Source organism: Sphingomonas sp. GW821-FHT02B09, assembly GCF_059421875.1.
Genome location: NZ_JBWKVV010000003.1, coordinates 43,663 through 64,996, shown reverse-complemented (window position 1 = coordinate 64,996; position 21,334 = coordinate 43,663). Strand labels below are relative to the sequence as shown.

General features: G+C 70.0%; 19 protein-coding genes. 3 read left to right on the top strand and 16 right to left on the bottom strand.

Translation table 11 applies throughout. From position 1 onward, the window contains the following. Positions 1–16 precede the first annotated feature (16 nt). The 5 genes from AC07U4_RS14750 to AC07U4_RS14730 form a co-directional block, all read right to left on the bottom strand. Positions 17–2,224: a hybrid sensor histidine kinase/response regulator gene (locus AC07U4_RS14750; RefSeq protein ID WP_495195913.1), complete on the bottom strand. Its 2,208-nt coding sequence runs from the start codon at positions 2,222–2,224 to the stop codon at positions 17–19. 117 nt (positions 2,225–2,341) lie between these two features. Next, a complete protein-coding gene (locus AC07U4_RS14745) occupies positions 2,342–2,815 on the bottom strand; it encodes a hypothetical protein (protein WP_495195912.1) in 474 nt (157 codons plus the stop codon). A 100-nt stretch (positions 2,816–2,915) separates the two neighbouring features. Further along, positions 2,916–4,025: an acyltransferase family protein gene (locus tag AC07U4_RS14740; protein WP_495195911.1), complete on the bottom strand. Its 1,110-nt coding sequence runs from the start codon at positions 4,023–4,025 to the stop codon at positions 2,916–2,918. After that, positions 4,022–4,570 carry a sugar O-acetyltransferase gene (locus AC07U4_RS14735; protein WP_137899531.1) on the bottom strand — a complete coding sequence of 183 codons (549 nt, stop codon included), beginning with the start codon at positions 4,568–4,570 and terminating at the stop codon, positions 4,022–4,024. The genes AC07U4_RS14740 and AC07U4_RS14735 overlap by 4 nt, the downstream gene beginning before the upstream one ends. 4 nt (positions 4,571–4,574) lie before the next feature. Next, positions 4,575–5,264, bottom strand: a complete 690-nt coding sequence (locus tag AC07U4_RS14730; protein WP_495195910.1) for a DUF1349 domain-containing protein — start codon at positions 5,262–5,264, stop codon at positions 4,575–4,577. A 92-nt stretch (positions 5,265–5,356) separates the two neighbouring features. Between AC07U4_RS14730 and AC07U4_RS14725 the strand changes: the two genes are divergently transcribed. Together AC07U4_RS14725 and AC07U4_RS14720 are read left to right on the top strand one after the other, a co-directional pair. Continuing rightward, the gene (locus AC07U4_RS14725) at positions 5,357–5,908 is read left to right on the top strand and encodes a TetR/AcrR family transcriptional regulator (RefSeq protein ID WP_212742992.1); all 552 of its coding nucleotides are present in this window, start codon (positions 5,357–5,359) and stop codon (positions 5,906–5,908) included. A 77-nt stretch (positions 5,909–5,985) separates the two neighbouring features. Continuing rightward, positions 5,986–7,167 (top strand): MFS transporter, encoded by a 1,182-nt coding sequence (locus AC07U4_RS14720; RefSeq protein ID WP_137899529.1) that lies wholly within the window; start codon positions 5,986–5,988, stop codon positions 7,165–7,167. Here the strand turns inward: AC07U4_RS14720 and AC07U4_RS14715 are convergent. Then, positions 7,164–8,999 carry a DUF885 domain-containing protein gene (locus AC07U4_RS14715; protein ID WP_495195909.1) on the bottom strand — a complete coding sequence of 612 codons (1,836 nt, stop codon included), beginning with the start codon at positions 8,997–8,999 and terminating at the stop codon, positions 7,164–7,166. The two genes, AC07U4_RS14720 and AC07U4_RS14715, sit on opposite strands and share 4 nt — an antisense overlap. Positions 9,000–9,127: 128 nt before the next feature. Continuing rightward, positions 9,128–9,436 (bottom strand): hypothetical protein, encoded by a 309-nt coding sequence (locus AC07U4_RS14710; protein ID WP_038665866.1) that lies wholly within the window; start codon positions 9,434–9,436, stop codon positions 9,128–9,130. Between the two features lie 116 nt (positions 9,437–9,552). Between AC07U4_RS14710 and AC07U4_RS14705 the strand changes: the two genes are divergently transcribed. Continuing rightward, on the top strand, positions 9,553–10,185 hold the full coding sequence (locus AC07U4_RS14705; RefSeq protein WP_495181607.1) for a nicotinamidase: 633 nt from the start codon (positions 9,553–9,555) through the stop codon (positions 10,183–10,185). Here the strand turns inward: AC07U4_RS14705 and AC07U4_RS14700 are convergent. From AC07U4_RS14700 to AC07U4_RS14660, 9 genes are all read right to left on the bottom strand, one after another. Further along, complete coding sequence (locus AC07U4_RS14700) at positions 10,182–10,874, bottom strand: FadR/GntR family transcriptional regulator (protein WP_495181606.1); 693 nt, start codon at positions 10,872–10,874, stop codon at positions 10,182–10,184. The genes AC07U4_RS14705 and AC07U4_RS14700 overlap by 4 nt on opposite strands. Beyond that, positions 10,871–11,614 (bottom strand): helix-turn-helix transcriptional regulator, encoded by a 744-nt coding sequence (locus AC07U4_RS14695; RefSeq protein ID WP_495195908.1) that lies wholly within the window; start codon positions 11,612–11,614, stop codon positions 10,871–10,873. Before AC07U4_RS14695 ends, AC07U4_RS14700 begins: the two co-directional genes overlap by 4 nt. A 64-nt stretch (positions 11,615–11,678) precedes the next feature. After that, complete coding sequence (locus AC07U4_RS14690) at positions 11,679–12,968, bottom strand: MFS transporter (RefSeq protein ID WP_495195907.1); 1,290 nt, start codon at positions 12,966–12,968, stop codon at positions 11,679–11,681. Positions 12,969–13,107: 139 nt separating this feature from the next. Next, entirely contained in the window at positions 13,108–14,508 is a 1,401-nt protein-coding gene (locus tag AC07U4_RS14685; RefSeq protein ID WP_495195906.1) for an FAD-binding oxidoreductase, read from the bottom strand. Positions 14,509–14,512: 4 nt separating this feature from the next. Then, a complete protein-coding gene (locus tag AC07U4_RS14680) occupies positions 14,513–16,699 on the bottom strand; it encodes a TonB-dependent receptor (RefSeq protein WP_495195905.1) in 2,187 nt (728 codons plus the stop codon). Between the two features lie 117 nt (positions 16,700–16,816). Then, entirely contained in the window at positions 16,817–17,578 is a 762-nt protein-coding gene (locus AC07U4_RS14675) for an SDR family NAD(P)-dependent oxidoreductase (RefSeq protein ID WP_495195904.1), read from the bottom strand. A gap of 13 nt (positions 17,579–17,591) precedes the next feature. After that, a complete protein-coding gene (locus tag AC07U4_RS14670; protein WP_495195903.1) occupies positions 17,592–19,097 on the bottom strand; it encodes a carboxylesterase/lipase family protein in 1,506 nt (501 codons plus the stop codon). Positions 19,098–19,199: 102 nt separating this feature from the next. Beyond that, the gene (locus tag AC07U4_RS14665) at positions 19,200–19,760 is read right to left on the bottom strand and encodes a GAF domain-containing protein (protein ID WP_495195902.1); all 561 of its coding nucleotides are present in this window, start codon (positions 19,758–19,760) and stop codon (positions 19,200–19,202) included. A gap of 178 nt (positions 19,761–19,938) precedes the next feature. Then, positions 19,939–21,318: a sensor histidine kinase gene (locus tag AC07U4_RS14660; RefSeq protein ID WP_495195901.1), complete on the bottom strand. Its 1,380-nt coding sequence runs from the start codon at positions 21,316–21,318 to the stop codon at positions 19,939–19,941. Between the last annotated feature and the right edge of the window lie 16 nt (positions 21,319–21,334).

The following is a 21,334-nucleotide window of genomic DNA, read 5'->3' as shown; positions in this document are numbered from 1 at the left end:
GGCCGCCGACGCCGCATCAGCCGCTGCGGAGCGGGGCGAGGCGCTGGAAGGCGGCGCTGAGCGCGTCGATCGAATAGGGTTTGTGCAGCAGTTCGAACTCGCCGGCGCCGTGCTTGGACAGGATCTCGCTATAGCCGCTGGTCAGGATGATCGGCAGCGCCGGCAGGCGGGTGCGGATCAGCTGCGCCAGCTCGATGCCGTTCATCCCCGGCATCATCACGTCGGAGAAGACGACGTCGAACCCGTCGCCATCCCCCTCCAGCCGGCCGAGCGCCTCCTTGGCGTTGCGCGCGAGCACGATGTCGTGGCCGAGGTCGCTGAGCGCGGCGGTGGCGAAGGTGCCGACCTCGGGATTGTCCTCGACCACCAGGATGCGCAGCGACGCGGCGGTCGCGGCAACAGGCGGCGCAGGCGGCGGCGCGGCGGCGGGCGCGGCGCGTTCGCGCGGCAGGAACAAGGTAAAGGTCGCGCCCTCGCCGACGCGGCTGGTCGCCAGGACGTCGCCGCCCGATTGCTTGGCGAAGCCGAACACCTGTGAAAGGCCGAGACCGGTGCCGTGACCGACGCCCTTGGAGGTGAAGAACGGTTCGAAGATCCGATCGATATGGTCGGGCGGGATGCCGGTGCCGGTGTCGGTGATCGACACTTTGAGGAAGTCGCCCCGGCGCGCGCTATGGCCGCGTACCGGCGGGATGCAGTCACAGGTGTCGACCGCGATCGTCAGCCGGCCCTCCTCGCCCATCGCGTCGCGCGCATTGACCGCCATGTTGACGATCGCGGTCTCGAACTGGCTGACGTCGGCATGCGCGAAACAGGCTGCGTCGGGCAGATCGAGGTCGACGGTGATCAGCGCGCCGGCCAGCATCTCCATCATGTCGGTCAGCCCGCGGATCGTATCGCCGACGTCGAACACCTGCGGGGTCAGCGACGAACGCCGGGCGAAGGCGAGCAACTGGCCGGTCAGCGTGCTCGCCCGGTCGGCGGTCTGGGCGATCGCCTCGATATAGCGGTCGCGCCGTTCCGCGCTCAGTCCCGGCCGGCGCAGCAGCTCGGTCGAGCCGCGGATCACGGTCAGCAAATTGTTGAAATCATGCGCGATGCCGCCGGTGAGCTGGCCGAGCGTCTCCATCTTCTGCGCCTGGCGCAGCGCATCGTGCGCGCGGGTCAGCGCCTCGCTGCGTTCGGCGACGCGGCGTTCGAGCGTGTCGTTGACCTCCTGCACCGCGGCGAACAGCCGCGCATTGTCGATCGCGATCGCCGCCTGCGCGGCGATGCCGACGAGCAGCCGCTCGTGACGGGCGTGGAAGCGGCCGGGTTCGGGATGGCCGAACAGCAGTCCGCCGAGCACCTCGCCCGAGCGCGACGCGACCGGCGCGGCCAGATAGCTGCGCACCGGCAGATGGCCTTCGGGCAGGCCGCGGTGCGGGGCGTTGTGGCCGTAGCGCGGGTCCGACTGGATGTCGTCGGAGCGCAGCACCCCTTCGTTGCGGAAGGTCGGCGTGAACACCGCGGTCGCGCGCGGCTTGCCGAACCCCTCGAATGCGGCGCGGCTGGCGCCGGACAAGGTGAACAGATGGAGCCGTTCGCCGTCGTCGTCGCGCTGGTTGTGGAAATAGGCGCCGAACTGGGCGCCGGTCAGCGTCACGCCGGCATCGGTGACCATCTGCACGAGCGGTTCGAGGTCGAGTTCGGCGGCGAGCGCGGTGCCGATGCGGTTCAGCGTCTCAAGACTGTGCGTCTCGGCGATCAGCTCCTGCTCCAGCGCCACCGCCTGCGTCACCTCGATGACGACGGCGAGGACGCCGCCCGCGGTGCCGGCCGGATCGAACACCGGTGCGTAGGTCAGGTCGAAGAACACCTCGGCCGGGAAACCGTCGCGGTGGACGGTGATCCGCTGGCGCGAGAAGCTCAGCGGCTCGCCCGCGAGGCCGGCGCGCAGCACGCGGCGGTTGAAGTCCGCCGCCTCGGGCCAGGCCTGTGTGATTGGCTGGCCGAGGATGGCGGGATGGTAGCGGCCGGCGATGACGGCGTATCGATCGTTGTAGATCAGCCGGCCCTCGTCGCCCCATAGCAGCGCCATCGGCAGCGGCGATTGCAGGACGATCTCGGTGACCGTCTTGAGGTGCGGCGGCCAGCGATCGCGTGGCCCCAGCGGCGTCGCCGCCCAGTCGTGGGCGGCGACCAGCGCCGCCATCTCACCGCCACGACTGGGAAAATCCGTCAATTCTCGGGCCTTGTCATGGTCGCATCACCGACCAGAACCGGCGAGCGGCCGAACTGATCCCGATCAATGTGCGCCCATGCCGCAGGTCGTCGCAAACCGGGACGGTACGGGTCGTGTTCAGCCGGCACCGGGTTTGCGCTGTTCGGCCTCGTAATCGGCGTCGGTGCCGATCTTGCCGCTCGTCTCCGCCTCGGCAACGCCGTCGGTGGCGGTCGCCGTGACCGGGCCGTCGGTGCCGGCGACCGCATGATTCCGGCGGTCGGCGGTCGGCACTGCGTCGCCGCCACCGTCGGTCGCGTCGGCGCCCTCGCGCGAACCGGTCGCGGCGTTGGCGACGCTGGCGTCGTCGTCGCCAGCCTGGCCGCTGCCGTGATAGGCGATCTCCGTCTGGCCGCCGTGGCCCATGAAGCCGCCGCCCTCGGGCGTCTTGCCGGTGTGCGGATTGGGATAGGCGCCGCCGCTGCTCTCGCCGCCGGCGCTGCGGCCGTGGATCTCGCGCTCGCCGCCGCCGGGGACGCCCGAGACGCCGTCGGGCGCGCCTTTGCTGGCCGGGTTGCCGCTGACCGGATTGGGGACCTTGTCGTCGCTCATCATGTCATCCTTGGTCGTGGCCGCGGTTGCAGCCTCTATATCCAAGCGATGCGGGTCCGCGATCGTTCCTCGCTTGAGGTGCGATTGACCGGCGTCGGCGTCACGCCGCGGGTAGGCGGCGGTTCAGGCGGGTACGGATCGGCACGTCCCAGCGCGCATGCGCGAGGCCGGCGAACAACATGGCGAAGACGAACAATGCGGCCGCGACCGTCGCGGTCAGCCAGCCCGGTCCCTGCCGCCCGGCGATCCAGTTCATGTAGAGATACACGAACGGATAATGGGTGATGTAGATCGGGTAGGAGAGGCGCCCCGCCAGCTTGCAGAGCACGACGACGCGCGGGCCGCCGTGCGAATGGCGGCCGGCGACGATGATCGCAGGGAACAGGATCAGCACGCAGGTGGCTTCGTAGAGGCCGTTGAGCTTGAGCGTGCCGATGGCGGGGAAAACCGGCGCGGCGAAGGCGAGCGCAAGCACGATGCTGAGCGTGACGAAGCCGAGCCGCAGTCGCGGCAACCGATCGCCGAGCCGGTAGAGCAGCAGCCCGGTGACGAAGGGATAGGTCAGGCGGACCGGGGCACCCCAGAAATTGGCGAGCCCCCAGCCGGTGTCGTAGGAGCCCAGCGTCAGCGCGGTAGCCGTGGAGGCGATGGCGGCGAATAGGGCGACGCCGGCGAGCGCGCGCAGGCCGAGCCGGCGCAGCAGCAGCGCGTAAGCGAGATTGGCGATATATTCCTGGAAGAGCGTCCAGGCCGGCGCGTTGAGCGGGTGGCTGTCGCCGAGCCGGTTGGCGAGCGGCAGCGACGGCAGCGCGAGCAGGCCGGCGGCGAAGGCGAGCGCGATCAGTCCGGCGGACGCATCCTGCTTGTCCCCCGCGAACGGATCGAAGAGGTAGCTGACCAGCCCCAGCACCGTACCCAGTATGACGAGCGGATGCAGCCGGACGAGACGCCGCGCCAGAAAGCCGCGCGTCGTCATCCGCGGCCAGCGATCGTCATAGGCGTAACCGATGACGAAGCCGGACAGCGCGAAGAAGAAGTCTACCGCCAGATAGGCGTGGGGCAGCGCCAGCTTCGATGCGTCGAACAGTACCGCGATCCCCTGGATGTGGAAGGCGACCACGAGCAGCGCGGCGGTGCCGCGCAGGCCGTCGAGCACCTCGAAATGCGTCTTGCCGACGCTGGTGCGGTCGGGCGCCGGCATCGCGGTCATGCGCGCAGCACGCGGGCGGGGTTGCCGGCGACGGTGGCGCCGGCGGGCACGTCGCGGGTAACGACGCTGCCCGCGCCGACGATCGCATCGTCGCCGATCGTCACGCCGGGCAGGATCAGCGCGCCGCCGCCGATCCAGACGTTGGCGCCGATGCGGATCGGCCGGCCGAATTCGAGCATCGCCGCGCGCGCCGCGGGGTCGCGCGGATGATCGGCGGTGAGGATCTGGACGCCCGGTCCAATCTGCGTCCCCGCACCGATCTCCACCGCGACCACGTCGAGAATGACGCAGCCGAAGTTGAGGAACACGCCGTCGCCGAGCCGGATATTGTCGCCATAATCGCAATGGAAGGGCGAGCGCACGGTGACGCCGCGGCCGACCGCACCGAGCCCTTCGACGAGCAAAGCGTGGCGCCTGGCCGGGCTCGCCGCGGCGGCGGCATTGTAGCGCGCCATCCATCGCGCGGCGCGCGCGGCGTCGGCGGCGATCTCGGGATCGTCGGCGGTGTAGAGATCGCCCGCCAGCATCTTCTCTTTCTCGGTCATCGCCTCAGCTCAGATCGTGGAGGTCTTTGCCGAGCGGCGCGGTGATGCGCAGATCGGAGAAGCGCACGCCGAGCCCGCTGCGCTCGGGCGTACAGGCCATCGGTCCGACCCGGTAGGAGGAGGCGACGGGAAAGGGGGCGAGGCGGACCAGCGGCCAGGTCCTGCCGTCGGCGGAGACCTGCAACCGCAGCACTCCCTTGGCCACCGTCGCCCGCATCCAGAAGTCGGACGCGTCGCCGGTGTAGCGGCCGGTCGCCCAGTCCGAGCGGCCGTCGGTCAGCACGCTGCTCAGCATCGCCGCGCCGTCCGACAATTCGATTCCCGCCTTGACCCAGCGGCGTTCGTCGACGCGGATCATGATGCCGGCCTGATCGTAGAGCTGCCGATAATTGCCGCGAATGCGCAATTGCGCGGTGAAGGCGGCGGGGGTGGGGAAACCGAGGAAATGACCACTGTCACGGGTGAAGCCATAATGCGTCTCGCGCCAGAAATCGGTGGCGCGATCGGTGACGATGCTCAGGTCGCCGGCGGCATCGGCGTGCCATTGCTTGGGCGGATTGAGCCAGCGCCCGTCGCGGCGGCCGAGCACCGGCGCATCCGCCGCCTGACCGAGTGCCGCACCGGCGGTTGCGGGCAGCGCCAGTGCCGCGGCACCGCCGAGCACGGTACGACGGGAGAAGGGCGGTTGGGACATGATCGGCGGCCTTTCTTGCGGTACGGCGGCGTCGGCCGCAGCGGATGCGCGTATATGTACAAATGTACACATGAATGGCAAAGGAAGAATACGTGATATCCGGCGAACCCAAGCGGAACGACCCCGATCGCCGGCAGCGGATCGTCGATGCGACGCTGGAGGTGATCGCGCAGCATGGTGTCGCGGCGACGACGCACCGGCGGATCGCCGCGGCGGCGGCGGTGCCGCTGGGATCAGTGACCTATTATTTCGCGTCGCTGGAGGCGCTGCTGACCACCGCCTTCCTGCAACTGGCGGCGGAATCGTCGGCGGCATTCGCGGCCCGGTTGGCGGAGGCGCAGGATCGCGACGGCGCGCGTGCGGCGATCGTCGACATCATCGCCGAATCGATCTGGGCGGAACCGCGCACGTTGCTGCTCAGCTACGAACTCTATGCCTTCGCCGCGCGCCACCCGCCGGTGACCGCGGTGATGCAGCGATGGATGGACGACAGCCGCGCGGCGCTGGAACGCTTCTTCGATCCGCTGACCGCGCGCGCGCTGGATGCGCTGGTCGAGGGGATCGGCATCCACAATTCGATCGACCGCCAGCCGCTGCAACGCGACGCGATCCGCGAGATCGTCGATCGGGTGGCCGGCGCCTGATCCACCATTTCTACGATCGGGCGCGGGCCTGGCGATCGGCGCGCGACGCGAGGCGCGGGAGGCGTTAGGCGGCGGCGATGACCGACCAGACCGACCATGCCGGGATCAGCCCGGGGCTCACCGCGATCTTCTCGCTCGCCTGCGGCCTGATGGTCGCCAACCTCTATTACGCGCAGGCGCTCATCGGCGAGATCGCGCCGGCGCTGGGGCTGCACGGTGGCGTCGCCGGACTCGTCGTCACGCTGACCCAGCTCGGCTATGGTGCCGGGCTGTTCTTCGTCGTCTCGCTCGCCGACCGGGTCGAGAACAAGCGGCTGATCCTGCTGCTCACCGTCGGCGCCTGCCTCGGGCTGGTCGGGATCTGGACCGCGACGGGGGCGACGGGCTTTCTGATCTTCTCGTTCCTCACCGGCTTCTGCTCGGTTGGCGCGCAGATCATGGTGCCGCTCGCCGCGCATCTCGCCCCCGAACGGCGCCGCGGCCAGGTGGTCGGCAACATCATGGGCGGGCTGATCACCGGCATCATGCTCGCCCGGCCACTGGCCAACGGGCTCGCCGCGGTGGCGGGGTGGCGTGCGATCTTCGGATTGTCGGCGATCGGCATGGCGCTGCTCGCTTTGCTCATCGCGCGCACCGTGCCGCAGCGGCGGCCCAAGCCCGATCTGGGCTATGGCGCGCTCCTGCGGTCGGGCCTGTCGCTGCTCGTCCGCACGCCCGCGATCCGCCGCCGTACCGCCTATCAGGCGACGATGTTCGCCGCGTTCAACCTGTTCTGGACGACGGTGCCGCTGCTGCTCGCGCAGCGTTTCGGCCTCGGCCAGATGGGGATCGCGCTGTTCGCGCTCGCCGGGGCGGGCGGGGCGCTGGCGGCGCCGATCGCTGGGCGGCTCGGCGACCGCGGCCATGTCCGCGCCGGCACCGCGGGCGCGCTGGCGGCGGCGATCCTCGCCTTCCTGCTCGCCGGCTGGGCCGGGGCGGCGCATGCGCTGATCCTGCTCGCGGTCGCGGCGGTGGTGCTCGACGCGGCGACGCAGATGAACCAGGTGCTCGGCCAGCGCGTGCTCTTCTCGATCGCGCCCGAGGCGCGCGGGCGGATCAATTCGGTCTATATGACGATGGTCTTTCTTGCCGGTGCGCTCGGCTCGACGCTGGCGACGATCAGCTACGACCGCGGTGGCTGGACCGCGACCGCCGCCGTCGGCGCGGTGCTGACGACGGCGGTGTTCCTGCTGTTCCTGACCGAACGCCGCGCCGCCTAGCGTTTCGCGGCGATGTAGCGCGTCACCTGTTCGTCGAGCAGGTCGAGCGGCAGCGCGCCCTGGTCGAGCACGGCTTCGTGGAAGTCGCGGATGTCGAACTTCGCCCCCAGCGCGCGCTGTGCCCGCGCCCGTGCCTCGCTGATCCGCAGCTGGCCGACCATGTAGCTGGTCGCCTGGCCGGGCCAGTTGAAATAGCGATCGACCTCGCGCGCGATGTCCGTGTCGGAGACCGAGCTGTTGGCGCGGAAATAGGCGATCGCCTTGTCGCGATCCCAGCGCTGCGCGTGGATGCCGGTGTCGAGCACCAGCCGGATCGCCCGCCACATCTGCAGCGACAGCATGCCGAACCGGGCATAGGGATCCTTGTAGAGCCCCATCTCGTCGGCGAGCCGCTCGGCATAGAGGCCCCAACCTTCCGCATAGGCACCGTAGCGGCCGTATTTGCGGAACTTGGGGATGCCGGTCAGCTCCTGCTGGCGCGCGATCTGGAAATGGTGGCCGGGCGCGCCCTCATGCGCGGCGATGCCGGCGACCTGCACCTTCTGCGTCTGCGTCATGTCGATCAGATTGACGTAATATATGCCCGGCCGCGATCCGTCCGCCGAGGGTGAATCGTAGAAGGCGGTCGATGCGGTCCGCTCGCGCCATGGCTCGACCGCGCGAACCTCCAGCGGCGCCTTGGGCAGGACGCGGAAATAGCGGGGTGCCGCCGCCATCGCCCCGGCGATCACCGCGCGCGCATCGCCCAGATACGCCTGCCGCCCCGCCGCGGTGTTGGGATATTTGAACTGCGGATCGGTGCGGATCTTGTCGAAGAACTGGTCGAGCGTGCCGGTGAAGCCGACCTCGCGCTTGATCCCCTCCATCTCCTGCCGGATCGTCGCGACCTGGCGCAGCCCGAGCGCGTGGATCTGCTCGGCGGTGAGATCGGTGGTGGTCGCGGTCTTGAGGCGGTCGGCATAATAGGCCGCGCCGTCGGGCAGGCTCCACGCGCCGAAATTGCCCTTGGACATCGGCTCGACCGCGTCGAGCGCGGCGAACAGCACGTCGTAGCCGCGGCGGAACGGACCGGTCAGCGCTGCGGACGCCTCGGCGACGAGCTGCGTCCGGGTCGCCGGTGGCACGTCGAGCGCGGTCACCTTCTTGCGGAAATCGGCGAGCAGCGTCGAATCGGGGCCGGCGTCGAAGGGCGCACCGGTGACGACGGCGCGCGCGTCGGACCGGGCGGGGGCGAAATTGACCTTGTTGGGGACGATGCCCGCCGCCGCCTGTTCGCGCATCGTCGCGGCGACCTCGCGCATCACCCGCTCGGTGTCGCGCAAGCGGGCGATATAGGCGCGGGCGTCGGCGAGCGTGTCGATCCGGTGATTGTTGATCAGCAGCACCGGAATGTCGCCGGCCGGGCTGCCGGTGGTCGAGACCGGGAAGCGCAGCTTACGGAAGCGGAGCGATTCGCGCCCGCGCGTCACCTCATATTCGAACAAGCGATAGCTGACCCGCGCGCTATCGCCGAGCTGGTCGGGGCGGAAACGCGCGTGCATGTCCTGCAACTGGCGTTCGGCCAGCGCCTGATCGGCGCGCGCGCCGGCATCGGTGTAGTCGTCGAGCCGGTCCTCGTGCGTCTTGAGGCCGAGCTGGGTCAGCGCCTCCGGATTGCGATCGAGCTGTTCGTCGAAGGCGCGATCGAGGAATTGCAGCAGCGCCGCGTCCTGCGTGGCGGTCGCTGCGGAACGGGGCGGGCCGGCTTTGGGCGGGGCGGCCTGGGGCGGGGCGGCGTCGGCCTGGACGAGCGGTGCCGCCGACACCAGCAGCAGGGCAAGAGCGTGACGCATGGAGAATCCCCTGTCGAAACCATCGGCACCGGTTGGTCCGGTGCGCGTATCGCGCCGACCTTACGTCATGCGGGCGCCGCGACAAGTCTCGCGCGTCGGCCGGACGCGAGGCGTCCGGCCGCTGGGCGTCAATCGGCGGTGACGTCCGCCGCGTTGAATTCGGCGAAGGCCTCCTTCACCTCGTCGGCGAGCGTTGCGTCGTTGATGTCGACCGACACGACGACCGCGCCAGCGTGGGCGCCGTCGTCGCGCGCCTCCGGCGTGGGGGCGCCGGCCTCGGTGTCGGAGCCGGCGTCCTCGGTGCCGACGGTATTGTCGGGGCCGTCGGCGGCGATGAACACGTCGGTGCGCGGAATCTCGAACTGCTGCACCAGCCGTTCCACCGTCATTTCCGCTTCGCGCCGCGTCTCGAACTTCGCGGTCAGGGTCGTGCTCATGAACCTCTCCCGGCGGTCACCGCGACCGCCAAGCGCCTCCAACGCGCGAACGCCGGTGTCGACGCAGGAATTCGCACGCGCTTTGCGGTCCCGCGCTTGGGTCGGTAAGAGGCGGCATGAACCCCAGCGACGTCACACCCGCGGATGCGCTCGTCATCGTCGATCCACAGATCGACTTCTGTCCCGGCGGGCGGCTCGCGGTGGCGGACGGCAACGCGGTGATGGCGCCGATCGCCGACCTCGCCGCGCGCTTCGCGCATGTCGTGGTGACGCAGGACTGGCATCCCGCCGGGCACAGTTCGTTCGCGAGCAGCCATGCCGGCCGGCAGCCGTTCGAGACGGTGCGGATGCCGTATGGCGAGCAGGTGCTGTGGCCGGATCATTGCGTCCAAGGCACGCCGGGCGCCGATTTCCATCCGGCGGTGGCCGCTGCGGTGGCGCGGGCGGGGCTGATCCTGCGCAAGGGGCAGCATCGGCACGTCGATTCCTATTCGGCCTTCTTCGAAAACGATAAGACGACGCGGACCGGGCTGGCGGGCTATCTCAACGATATCGGGGTGCGGCGGTGCGTGTTCGTCGGGCTCGCCTACGACTTCTGCGTAGCGTGGTCGGCGCTGGATGCGCGGCGCGAGGGCTTCGCGGCGGCGATCTGGACGCCGTACACGCGGGCGATCGCGATGCCGCTGGCGCAGGGCACGACGGTGGATGCGATCGAGGCGCAGCTCGCCGCCGCCGGGGTCGCGTTCTAGCGGACGAAGATGTCGCTGATCGCGCGGTCGAAATGCGCGTCCATCAGCGTCGCGGCGGCGGCGGCGTCGCGATCGGCGATGGCGGCGGCGAGGTTGCGGTGGACGGCGAAGACCGTGTCGCGCTGCTCGGGCGTCTCGCGCGTCTGCCAGGCGGTGGGGACGGCGACGCGCATCAATTGCTCGAACGAGCGGACGATCTGGTGGAACAGCGCATTGCCGCCGGCGCGGGCGATCGCCTGATGGAAGGCGATGTCGTGGCGGATCAGCCGGTCGACGTCGTCGGCGCTGGTCGCCATCTGCGCAGCATGGTCGACGATCAGCCGGGCGTCGGCGTCGCTGCGATGTTCGGCGGCGAGCGCGGCGGTGCGCAATTCGAGCGTGCGACGGACGTCCCAGACGTCGCTGGTGGTGATCTGCGCGGTGGCGACGGCATGGTCGATCGAGGCGGCCATGACCGAGCCGTCGATCGCGCCGACGCGCGCCTTGCGGCCGTTGCCGACGTCGATGACGCGCAGCGCGGCGAGCGCGCCGAACGCCTCGCGCATCACCGCGCGGCTGACGCCGAGGTCGCTGGCGAACTGGCCCTCGCCCGGCAAAGTGTCGCCGACCTTGAGGTCGGCGGCGCGGATATGGTCGCGGACGCGGCGGACCGCCTGATCGACCAGCGAACCGGAAAGATCGGGGGTCATGCGGCGAGCGGGTGGTTGCGCAGCTGCGTCGGCGCCTGGCCGTAGCGGCGCGAGAAGGCGCGGGTAAAGCTGGCGTTGTTGAGATAGCCGCAGCGATAGCCGATCGACGAGACCGGCAAATCGGTGGCGAGCAGCAGCTCGCGCGCGCCGCTCAGCCGGCGGTCGGTGATCGCGTCGGCGACGCTCATCGCGAACATCGAGCGGAACCCGCGGGTGAGCTTGGCGCGGTTGAGGCCGCAGGCGCGCGAGATCGAATCGAGCGTGAGCTTCTCGTGCCAGCGCTCGTCGATCAGGCGGCGCGCCGCGGCGATGCGCTGCGCCTCGCCGGCGGACAAAGCGCCGCTGCCGTCGGCGGGGATCAGGCTGCCCTCGCCCAGTTTCTCGAAGGTCGCGCAGATCAGCTCGATGCACTTGGCGATGCGCAGCGTCGCGGCGGCGGCGCTCGCCAGCCGGCCGGGTTGCAGGGTCAGCGCGATCGCGCGCATGTCGCTGGGGATATGCCAGCTGCCGGCGCGATCGGGCGCGCCGCCGAAGATGCGGGTGCAGGCGCTGGTCGCGACGACGAAGACGATCTCCGCCGCGTCGAGCGCGTCGGCGTCGGCGGCCGGGTGGAAGTCGAAGGTCGCGGGGGCGAGCCGATAGCCGAACGCCACCGCCTCAAACGTCCAGTCCGCCATCGGCAACGGTCCCTCGCCGATGAAGGCGAACATTTCCGGCGATACCTCGACCCGCGTTTTCATCCTGACCTCTCATCCTATCGTTGAGAGCAATGATGGACCTATCGGATAGCTGATGCAAGAGCTTTCAGATAGGTTCAGCGGTCGCCGTCGCGGGGGCGCGGCGCATCGCGACGAAGAAAGCGAGCAGCGACAGCGTGCTGGTCGCGGCACCGACGGTGGCGAGCCCCTGGTCGAGATGCGATTCACCGCCGAACAGGCTGCTTGCCGCCGCGACCAGCGTCGGGGCGACGCCGAAGCCGATCAGCCCGGCGATGGCGATGAACGCGCCGATGCACAGGCCGCGCAGCTCGTTGGGGATGAGCACGGTCAGCGCCACCGAGGTGACGACGCCGGTCACCGCGCCGCACAGCAGCAGCAGTCCGAGCGCCGCCCCGAACACGGGGACGGAGGGCGCGATCGGGAACAGCCCGGCGGGGATGCCGATCGCGGCGGCGATCACCGCGCCGATCAGCAGGCCGCCGCGGCGACCGCTCTTCTGGCCCCAGTCGGCGGAGACGCCACCGACGACCGCGCCGAGCAGGCCGGCGACGAAGATCATCGTTCCCATCCAGCCCGCGACCTGATCGGGGCGGAGGCCGAAGCTGCGCGACAGCACGGGCGCCGCCCAGATCGCGGCGGCGGCGTCGGCCATCACGACGCTGACCTGTCCCATGAACAAGGGCAGCAGGAAGCCCCGGCGCGCCCATAGTTCGCCGGCGACGACGCGGAACGGGGCGTGGGTGCTCGCGGCGACTTCGTGGCGGGCGGGCTCGCGCAGCAGGAACAGCGGGATCATGAAGACGGCGCCGAGCAAAGCGAGCGCGAGATGCGCGCTGCGCCACGGCGCGGCGTGCCAGAACCAGTCGGGTGCGCCGCCATGGAGGAACAGGCCGAACAAGGCCCCGGTGAGGCCGAACGCCATCGCCTGCCCGAGCGACTTGCCGAGGTTGACGACGAGCAACGCGCGGCCGCGCTGGGTCGGCGGGCAGAGGTCGGCGCAGAGCGACAGCGCCGCGGTGAGCGCGCCGGTGGTGCCGATGCCGGTCAGCATGCGCGCGACGAACAGCAAGGCGACGCTCTGCGCGACCGCGGTGAGGACGGTGCCGAGGACGAAGGTGGCGACCAGCACGATCATGATGCGGACGCGATTGTGGCGGTCGACCCAGATGCCGATCGGGATCGAGAAGAGCGCCAGCGGCAATGCGGCGCTGAGCCCCTGGATCAGACTCAGGGTATAGTCGCTGAGGTGGAGTTCGGCCTTGGCGCCCTCCTGCACGGTGCCGAACGATCCCATCGTCGCGAAGCCGAGCATCATCGCCAAGGCGAGAGCGAGCAGCGGGAGGAGCGAGCGGGAGAAGGCGGGCGTGGCGGGCATGGCTGGCTCCTGGGCGACGAAGTACGCCCCTCCCCTTCAGGGGAGGGGTTGGGGGTGGGGGATGTCTCATCGAGACCTACGTTCGCGGACAGGCCCCACCCCAACCCCTCCCCTGAAGGGGAGGGGCTTTTAGGAACGGTCACAAACTGAAGATCTTGCCCGGGTTGAACAGGTCCTTCGGGTCGAGCGCGCGTTTCAGCGTGCGCATCACGTCGACGGCGTCGCCGAGTTCCTCGACCAGCCAGTGCTGCTTGCCGATGCCGATGCCGTGTTCGCCGGTGCACGTCCCGTCCATCGCCAGCGCGCGGGCGACGAGGCGGGCGTTGACGCCCTCGACCTCGGCGAGATCCGCCTTGGACGCCGGATCCATCGCGAAGATGACGTGGAAATTGCCGTCGCCGACATGGCCGAGGATCGTCGCGGGGACGCTGCACGTCGCGAGGTCCGCCTTGGTCGCGGTGATGCATTCGGGCAGGCGGCTGATCGGCACGCAGACGTCGGTCGCCCAGCCGACCGCGCCGGGGCGCAGCGCCACCGCGGCATAATAAGCCTCGTGCCGCGCCTTCCACAATCTGCCGCGCTCCTCGGGCAGATTGGACCAGGCGAAGTCGCCGCCGCCATTCTCCGCGGCGAGCATGCCGACCATCTCGACCTGCTCGGCGACGCTGCCCGGCGAGCCGTGGAATTCGAAGAACAAGGTCGTCACCTCGGGCAAGGCGAGCTTCGACCAGGCGTTGACGGCGCGGATCTGCATGTCGTCGAGGATCTCGACGCGGGCGAGCGGCACGCCGGCCTGGATCGACTGGACGACGGTGGTAATCGCGCCCTCGAGGCTGTCGAAGCCGCACACCGCGGACGAGATCGTCTCGGGGATCGGATGCAGGCGCAGCGTCACCTCGGTGATGATGCCGAGCGTGCCCTCGCTGCCGAGGTAGAGGCGGGTGAGGTCGTAGCCCGCCGCCGACTTGCGCGCGCGGCGCGCGGTGGTGACGACCTTGCCGTCGGGAGTGACGACCTTGAGGCTCAGCACCGCCTCGCGCATCGTGCCGTAGCGCACCGCATTGGTGCCGCTGGCGCGGGTCGAGGCCATGCCGCCGATCGTCGCATTGGCGCCGGGATCGATCGGGAAGAACAAGCCGGTGTCGCGGAGATGCTCGTTGAGCTGCTCGCGGCGGCAGCCCGCCTGCACCGTACAGTCGAAATCCTCGGCATTGACCGCGACGATCTGGTTCATCTCGCCGAGATTGACGCTGACGCCGCCGCGCACCGGCACCGCATTGCCCTCGATCGAGGTGCCGGCGCCGAACGGCACGATCGGCACGTCGGCGGCCACGCAGAGGTTGACGAGATCGACGACATCCTCGGTCGAATGCGCGAACACGACCGCGTCGGGCAGGACGACGTCGAAATGCGCCTCGTTCGAGCCATGCTGGCGCAGCATCGCGTCGGTGAGATGGAGGCGCTCGCCGAAGCGCGCGCGCAGCCGGTCGAGGAACGCCGGGTCAGGCGCGGCGCGGGGGAGGGCTGTGTCGATATGCATGGGGTCAGAACCTGAAGCCGAGGCGCACGCCGATGCGGCGGCGATCGCCGATGATGCCGAGGTCGGAGGCGGGCAGGCCGGCGAGGGCGAGCGTCGTCCTTTCGATATAGGCGTCGAAATAGTTCTTCTGGAGCAGGTTGTTGGCGAAGGCCGCCACCTCCAGCGGGCCGGTGCGATAGGTGATCGCGGCGTTGACCAGCGCATAGGGGCGCAGGAAGGTCGGCGTCGTCTGATTGAGCGTCGCGGCGAGGCGGCTGCCCTTGGCAACGACGCCGCCGGTCAGCGTCAGCGTGTCCTCGCCGCCGAGGGGGATGGTATAGTCGCTGTAGATGTTGCCGCTAAAATCGGGCTGGAAGGTCAGCCGGTCGGACGACAGCGTGCGGCCGGTCACCAGCGTATAGGGCGAGGAATCGGTCAGTCGGGCGTGGATGTAGGTGACGCTGCCGTTGATCGTCCAGTTGGACACCGGCCGGATCGTCGCCTCCAGCTCGGCGCCGTAGCTTTCGACGTCGCCGCTGTTGAGATCGACGGTGACGAGGCCGCCTCCCGCCGCCGGCGCGATCGAGTTGAGACCGATGTAGTTGGAATAATCGTTGTAGAAGACGTCGCCCGACAGGCTGAACGCGCGATTGGGCGAGACGTATTTCGAGCCGATCTCATAGGTCCATGCCGAATCGCCCTTGTAGGTGCGGATCGGCGCGGTCGGCGCGTTGAAGCCGCCGCCGCGATAGCCGCGCGCCACCGAGGCATAGGTCATCAACTGGCTGGTCCAGTGGCGGGTTATCGAAAGGCGCGGCTCGACCTGATCGGATTTGAGCTGCGCGTTGGAGAGGGTGGTCGGCAGCGCCGCCGCGCCGACGGTGATCGCGATGTCGCCATCGGCGCTGCGCTTCTCGTGATCGTAGCGCAGGCCGAGCGCGATCTCCCAGGCGGTCGTCGGCTTCCAGAAGATCGTGCCGAACGCGGCATAGGTGTCCGCCTTGGTGGCGTTGTTGGTCAGGCGGGTGAGGTTGGCGGGCAGGATGCGGGTGCGGTCGAACGCGGTCGCCTCCTCGCGGCTGTAGAACAGGCCGAGCAGGGTGCTGAGCGTGCCGCTGAGTTCGGTGTCGAGGCGGGTCTCGACGGTCTTGGTGCGCAGGCTGTCGGTGCCGTTGCTGCGCGCGATGTCGGCGGGGCCGAAATCGGCGTCGCTATTTGGGGAGACGCCGTTGCGCGCGTCATAGGAGCCGACGAGGGTGAATTTGGAATTGATCGCCTCGATCGGCGTCTCCAGCCGCGCGTTGACGCCGCGATAGCGATATTGGATGCGATTGGGTGCGTTGAACTGGACGATCCGCGAATAATCGGTCGGGCCGGTAACGCGTGCATAGGGCGTGTTGGCGCCTTCGACCCAGTCGTAATAGCCGTTGACGGTCAGCACGACGTCGCCGGTCGGGACGAAGCGGATCGTGGTGTTGAGCGAGTCGGTCTTGAACGGGCTGGCGTCGATGCCGAGCAGGTTGTTGCGCAGGAAGCCGTCCTGCTGGCGGTGGCCGGCGGCGACGCGGACCTGCAGCACGTCCTTGATGATCGGGCCGCTGACCGAGGCGGAGGCGAGGATGCTGTCGTCGGGGCCGGCGAAGCTGAAATTGCCGCGCGCCTCGGTCTCGTTCGACGGCTGGCGGGTGATGACGTTGATCGCGCCGCCCAAGGTGTTCTTGCCGTACAGCGTGCCCTGCGGGCCGCGCAGCACCTCGATCCGGTCGATGTCGAGCAGCGGATTGTTGAGGTAGGAGGTGTTGGGCTGGTAGATGCCGTTGATGAACAGGCCGACGCCGGGCTGCACCGATTGCACCAGCGTGACGCCGACGCCGCGGATCGAGACGAAGGCGCGGCCCGCGCCGTCGCTGGCGATGTTGAGGCCGGGGGTGAGCGAGGCGGCCTCGCGCACCGAATTGACGCCGCGTTCGGTCAGCGTGTTGCCGCTGATCGCGGTGGCGGCGATCGGCACGTCGAGCAGCGACTCGGCGCGCTTGCGGGCGGTGACGACGATGTCCTGATCGCCGGTCTGCGGCGCGGCACCGGTGGCGCGGCCGGGCGGGGCGGTATCGGTGACATCGGGGGCCTCGGCGACCTGCGCGGCGGCGGGTGCGGCAAAGGCGAGCAGCGCGACGGGCGCAGTGGTGACGGCAAATAGGGTGCGAAGGCGCATCGAAAATCCTCTCTTCGGCCGGTGAGTCTTCGCCCACCTGTCAGAAAGGTTGTGCGCCTTTCGCTACCTATCGGAAAGGTCGATCGGATATGCCGATCGGCTCTGCGACTTCGCCGATCACCAGCAGCTGTAGCCGCCGTCGGCGAGGACGATGCTGCCGGTCATCAGGCTGGCGGCGTCGCTGGCGAGGAAATGGACGATCGCGGCGACCTCCTCGGGTTCGCCGAGCCGCGCCTGCGGCGTGCCGTCGATCCAGCGGCGGTACATTTCGCTCTCCTTGTCGGCGAAGGCGTTGAGCGGGGTGGCGATATAGGTCGGCGCGACCGCGTTGACGCGTACGCCGCGCGGCGCCCATTCGGCGGCGAGGCTGCGGGTGAGCTGATGCACCGCGGCCTTGCTGGCGTTGTAATAGCTCTGCGGCTGCGGGCGGTTGACGATGAACCCCGACATCGAGCCGATGTTGACGATGCTGCCCCTGCCGCGCGCCAGCATATGCCGGCCGAAGCCGCGCGCGCACCAGAAGGTGCCGTTGAGGTTGACGTCGAGGACGTTGCGCCATTGCTCGTCGGTGACGTCTTCGGCGGGGGTGTCGCTGCGCGCGATGCCGGCGTTGTTGACGAGCACGTCGACCACGCCGGCGCTGTCGGCGATGCGGGTCACCGCGGCGGGATCGGTGACGTCGAGCAGGACACCGTCGACGGGGCGGTCCTGGCCACGCAGGCGCTCGAGCGCGGCGCCGAGCGCGTCGGGATCGCGGTCGGCGAGAATGACGCGCGCGCCGGCCTCGCCGAGTGCATCGGCGCAGGCGAAGCCGATGCCCTGCGCGGCGCCGGTGACGAAAGCAGTGCGCCCGTCGAGGCGCAGACGATCGAGATACATGGGCGCAATCCGATCAGGGCAGGAAGGCGGCGGCGGGCATCACCGGTTCGGCGACCGGTTCGCCGGCGGCGAGCTGGTAGACGGTGCGGCCGTCGCGCTCGAACGGCGCCCACGGCAGCGATCCGTCGCGGGCGAATTGCACCCAGAGCGCATGGATGCGGTCGGCGAGGTCCTGCGGCGGCGCGGTGCCGCACAATCCTTCGGCGCCGGTGCAGGTGGCGAGGCTGTCGAAGACGAAGGGCAATTCCATGCCGTGCGACGCGCCGAGCCCGTCGCCGTAGCGCGGCGAGCGCCATTCGAATTCGTACATATGGGTGCGGCCGCGATGCTCCTCGGCGAAGCGGCGCGCCGGCCAGCGGAAGACGAGGTCGGTCATCGCATCGGTCAGCGCCTGTCCGGCGGGTTTGCCGCGCCCCATGCCATAGGCCTTGAGCACGGCCCAGGCGCGCGGCTGCGACTTGCGCAGCACGACCCAGGCGAGCAGCCTGCCGACCGCGCTGTTCAATTTGTCGCGGACGCCGCTGGGGACGAGATAGAGGTTCATCTCCTCGCGGTTGCTGCCGATCAGCAGCGCGACCTCGGCACCGGCGCCCTGTTCGAGCGCCTCAAGCGGCGCGAGCGGTAGCACGTCGTCGCCGTGGACGGGGACGAAGCGGCTGATCCCGAACACCGGCTCGCGCCCGTCGTCGCCGCGCAGGTCGAGCCGGGTGGTGGGCAGCGACACCGTCTCCACCGCATCGAGCAGCGGGTCGCCGGGTGCGACGCTCGCGAACCCGGCGCGATCGGGGGTGACGCCGAGCAAGGCCGCCATCTTGCGCACCAGCCGCTGCGCGACCGGGACGGTGCGGGTCATGCCGCCATGGCCGCTCTGCACGATGGCACGCTGGAACAGCCCCCTGGCGAGCGGCGAGGCGATCAGATCGGCGATCGCCATCGCGCCCGCGCTCTCACCGAAGACGGTGACGTTGGCGGGATCGCCGCCGAACGCCGCGATCTCGTCGCGCACCCAGCCGAGCGCGGCGATCATGTCGCGCAGGCCGAGGTTGGTCGGCACGCCGGGGATCGGCAGGAAGCCGTCGACCCCCATGCGATAGTTGATCGCGACATAGACGATGCCGTCGCGCGCGAAGCTCGCACCGGTCTGCACGCCGGCGTCCTTGCTGCCGACGACGAAGCCGCCGCCGTGGATGAACACCATGACCGGGCGCGCCCGCTCGTTCCCCGCCGGGCACCAGACGTCGAGCGCGAGATATTCGTCGCCCGGCGTCCAGCCCTCGCCGATCAGCGGTGCGGCATCGAGGCCGGGCAGCTTGCGGGTCCGCTGCGGCGCGTTGGCACCGGGCGCGACCGCCGGCCGCACGCCGGACCAGCGCGGCACCGGTGCGGGCGGCGCGAAGCGGTGCGCGCCGACGGGGGCCGCGGCATAGGGAATGCCGCGAAAGACGGTGAGCGCGCCATGGCGGCGCCCTTCGACCGGTCCGGCACCGGTCTCGACCACGGGAGGGGGAAGCGACGACATCCTGCCCTTATGCCGCGGGCCGGGCGCCCGGCGTAGCGCCCATCGTTATGCCGATCGGGTGATTTGCCGTGCCCGGCGAGGGCGGCCTGACCCGCGGCCCGATCAGACGTCGGACTCGAGGCGGAGCCGCCAGGGCGTCGGTGCGGGGGTGGGAGCGGGGGCGATGGCGGCGATGGCGCGCTCGGCTTCGCGGGCCATCATGACGAGCAGCGACCGGTCGAAATCCCCGGTCAGCGGCGCGCTGTCGGCGATGCAGAGTGCGCCGAGCGCCATGCCCGCCTCGTCATGAATCGGCACGCCCGCGTAGAAGCGGACGAAGGGATCGCGGGTGACGCTGTCGAACTTGGCGAAGCGGGCGTCCTCGCGCGCATCGGGAACGACGAGCGCGCGGCCGCCCTGCTGGATCGTCACCGCGCAGAAGGCTGTGCTGCGCGCGGTCTCGGCGATGCCGAGGCCACGTTCGGCGAGCAGGATCTGCGAGCGTTTGTCGATGATCGAGATCGCCGCATAGGGCCGGTGATAATGATCGCGCACGACGTCGACGATCCGCGCGAGTTCGGTGCTGCCGCGCAACGACACCGCCCGGCTGCGATCCACGGCAAGCTGCCGCGTCTTCTCCGCGGAGAAAGCATCAAACCATGAACTGACGCGCGGCTCGTTCACCGTGCTCTCCCACCTGTTTCATCAACAACTCCAAGTATCGCAGTTGGTTGCCTAACAACGAAACTGAAAATACCAAGCAAAGCCGGTGGATATCGGCAGCTGTCGTCAGCAGGGAAGAACAAGTCGGCGAAGAATAATCCAACCGAAATGAGGCGAATTCTCGTTAACTGAGGATTTACTACGATGACGGCGCGTTGGGCAGGTGGAGGAGGACGGCGAGGCCAGGCTCGGCGTCGGCCAGCCGCAGCGTCGCGCCGATCCGCGCCGCGGCGGAGCGCACGACGGCAAGGCCAAGGCCGCTGCCGTCGGGAGCATGGCGGTCGCCGAGGCGGACGAACCGCTCCAGCGCGCGGTCGCGATCGGCGGCGGCGATGCCGGGTCCGTCGTCGCGCACGGAGAGATCGACGCCGCCGTCGGCGTCGCGGATCGCGACGGTGACGGTGCCGCCGCGCCGGTTGTAGCGGATGCCATTGTCGATAAGGTTGCTAAGGATCTCGACCAATAAGGTGCGGTGTCCGTGCACCCAGGCGGGCGCCGCCGCGGCGTCGAGCTGGAGTTCGACGCCGGCGTCAATCGCCTGGCCGATGCGGCGGCTGATGACGCGGACCGCCACCTCGCGCAGGTCGACGCGTTCGAGCGGCGGCGCGGCGCCCGCCTCCTCGGCGCGGGCGAGCGCGAGCAGCTGGATCAGCAGCCGTTCGAGCCGCGCGGCGGCGGTGGCGATCTCGTCGAGCGCCTCGCGCGAGCCGCGGCGGGCGAGCTCGATCTGCACCTTGAGCACCGACAGCGGCGTGCGCATCTGGTGCGAGGCGTCGGCGGTGAAGCGGCGCGTCGCGGCGGTCGCGGTGTCGAGCTGGGCGAGCAGCCGGTCGAACGCCTCGGCGAGCGGACGCAGTTCGAGCGGCAGCGGGCCGGCGTCGATCGGCGACAGGTCGGGCGCGGCATGGCCCTCGCGCGCCTCGACCGCGCCGCGCAGCCGGGCGAGCGGGCGCAGGCTCCAGCCGAGCGCCGGGCGCAGCAGCAGAATGGCGATGCCGACCAGCGCGAGTTCGCCGCCGAGCAGCGCGATCATCAACCGGCGGCTGAGCGCGCGGCGGCCGTCGAGCGTCTCGGCGACCTGGACGACGACCGGTCGCTCGATGCCGGGCAAGGCGCGGCGGACTTCGGCGATGCGGATGCGCTGGTCGCGATAGTCGGCGAAGCGGAAGCGCGGCTGGTCGATCGCCAGCGCATCGGGGCCGGGGGCGGGAAGGTCGGCATAGCCGGTGAGCAGATCGCCGCCGACCGCGATGCGGTAATAGACGTTGTCGCGTTCGCTGTTCTCCAGCATGCCGAAGGCGGCGGGCGGCAGGTCGAGCGTCACCTCGCCGCGCTCGACCTGCACCGTCTCGGCGATCGCGCCGAGCGCGCCGCCGAGCACGCGGTCGTTGGTGCGCCGCACGACGTCGGCGATCAGCGCCGCGCCCGCAACACCAAGCAGCACCGCGACGCCGAGCAACGGCCCGAGCATCGCGACGAGCAATCGCGTGCGCAAGGCGATGGCGCGGGGGGCGGGCATCAGGTCGCGCCGCGGG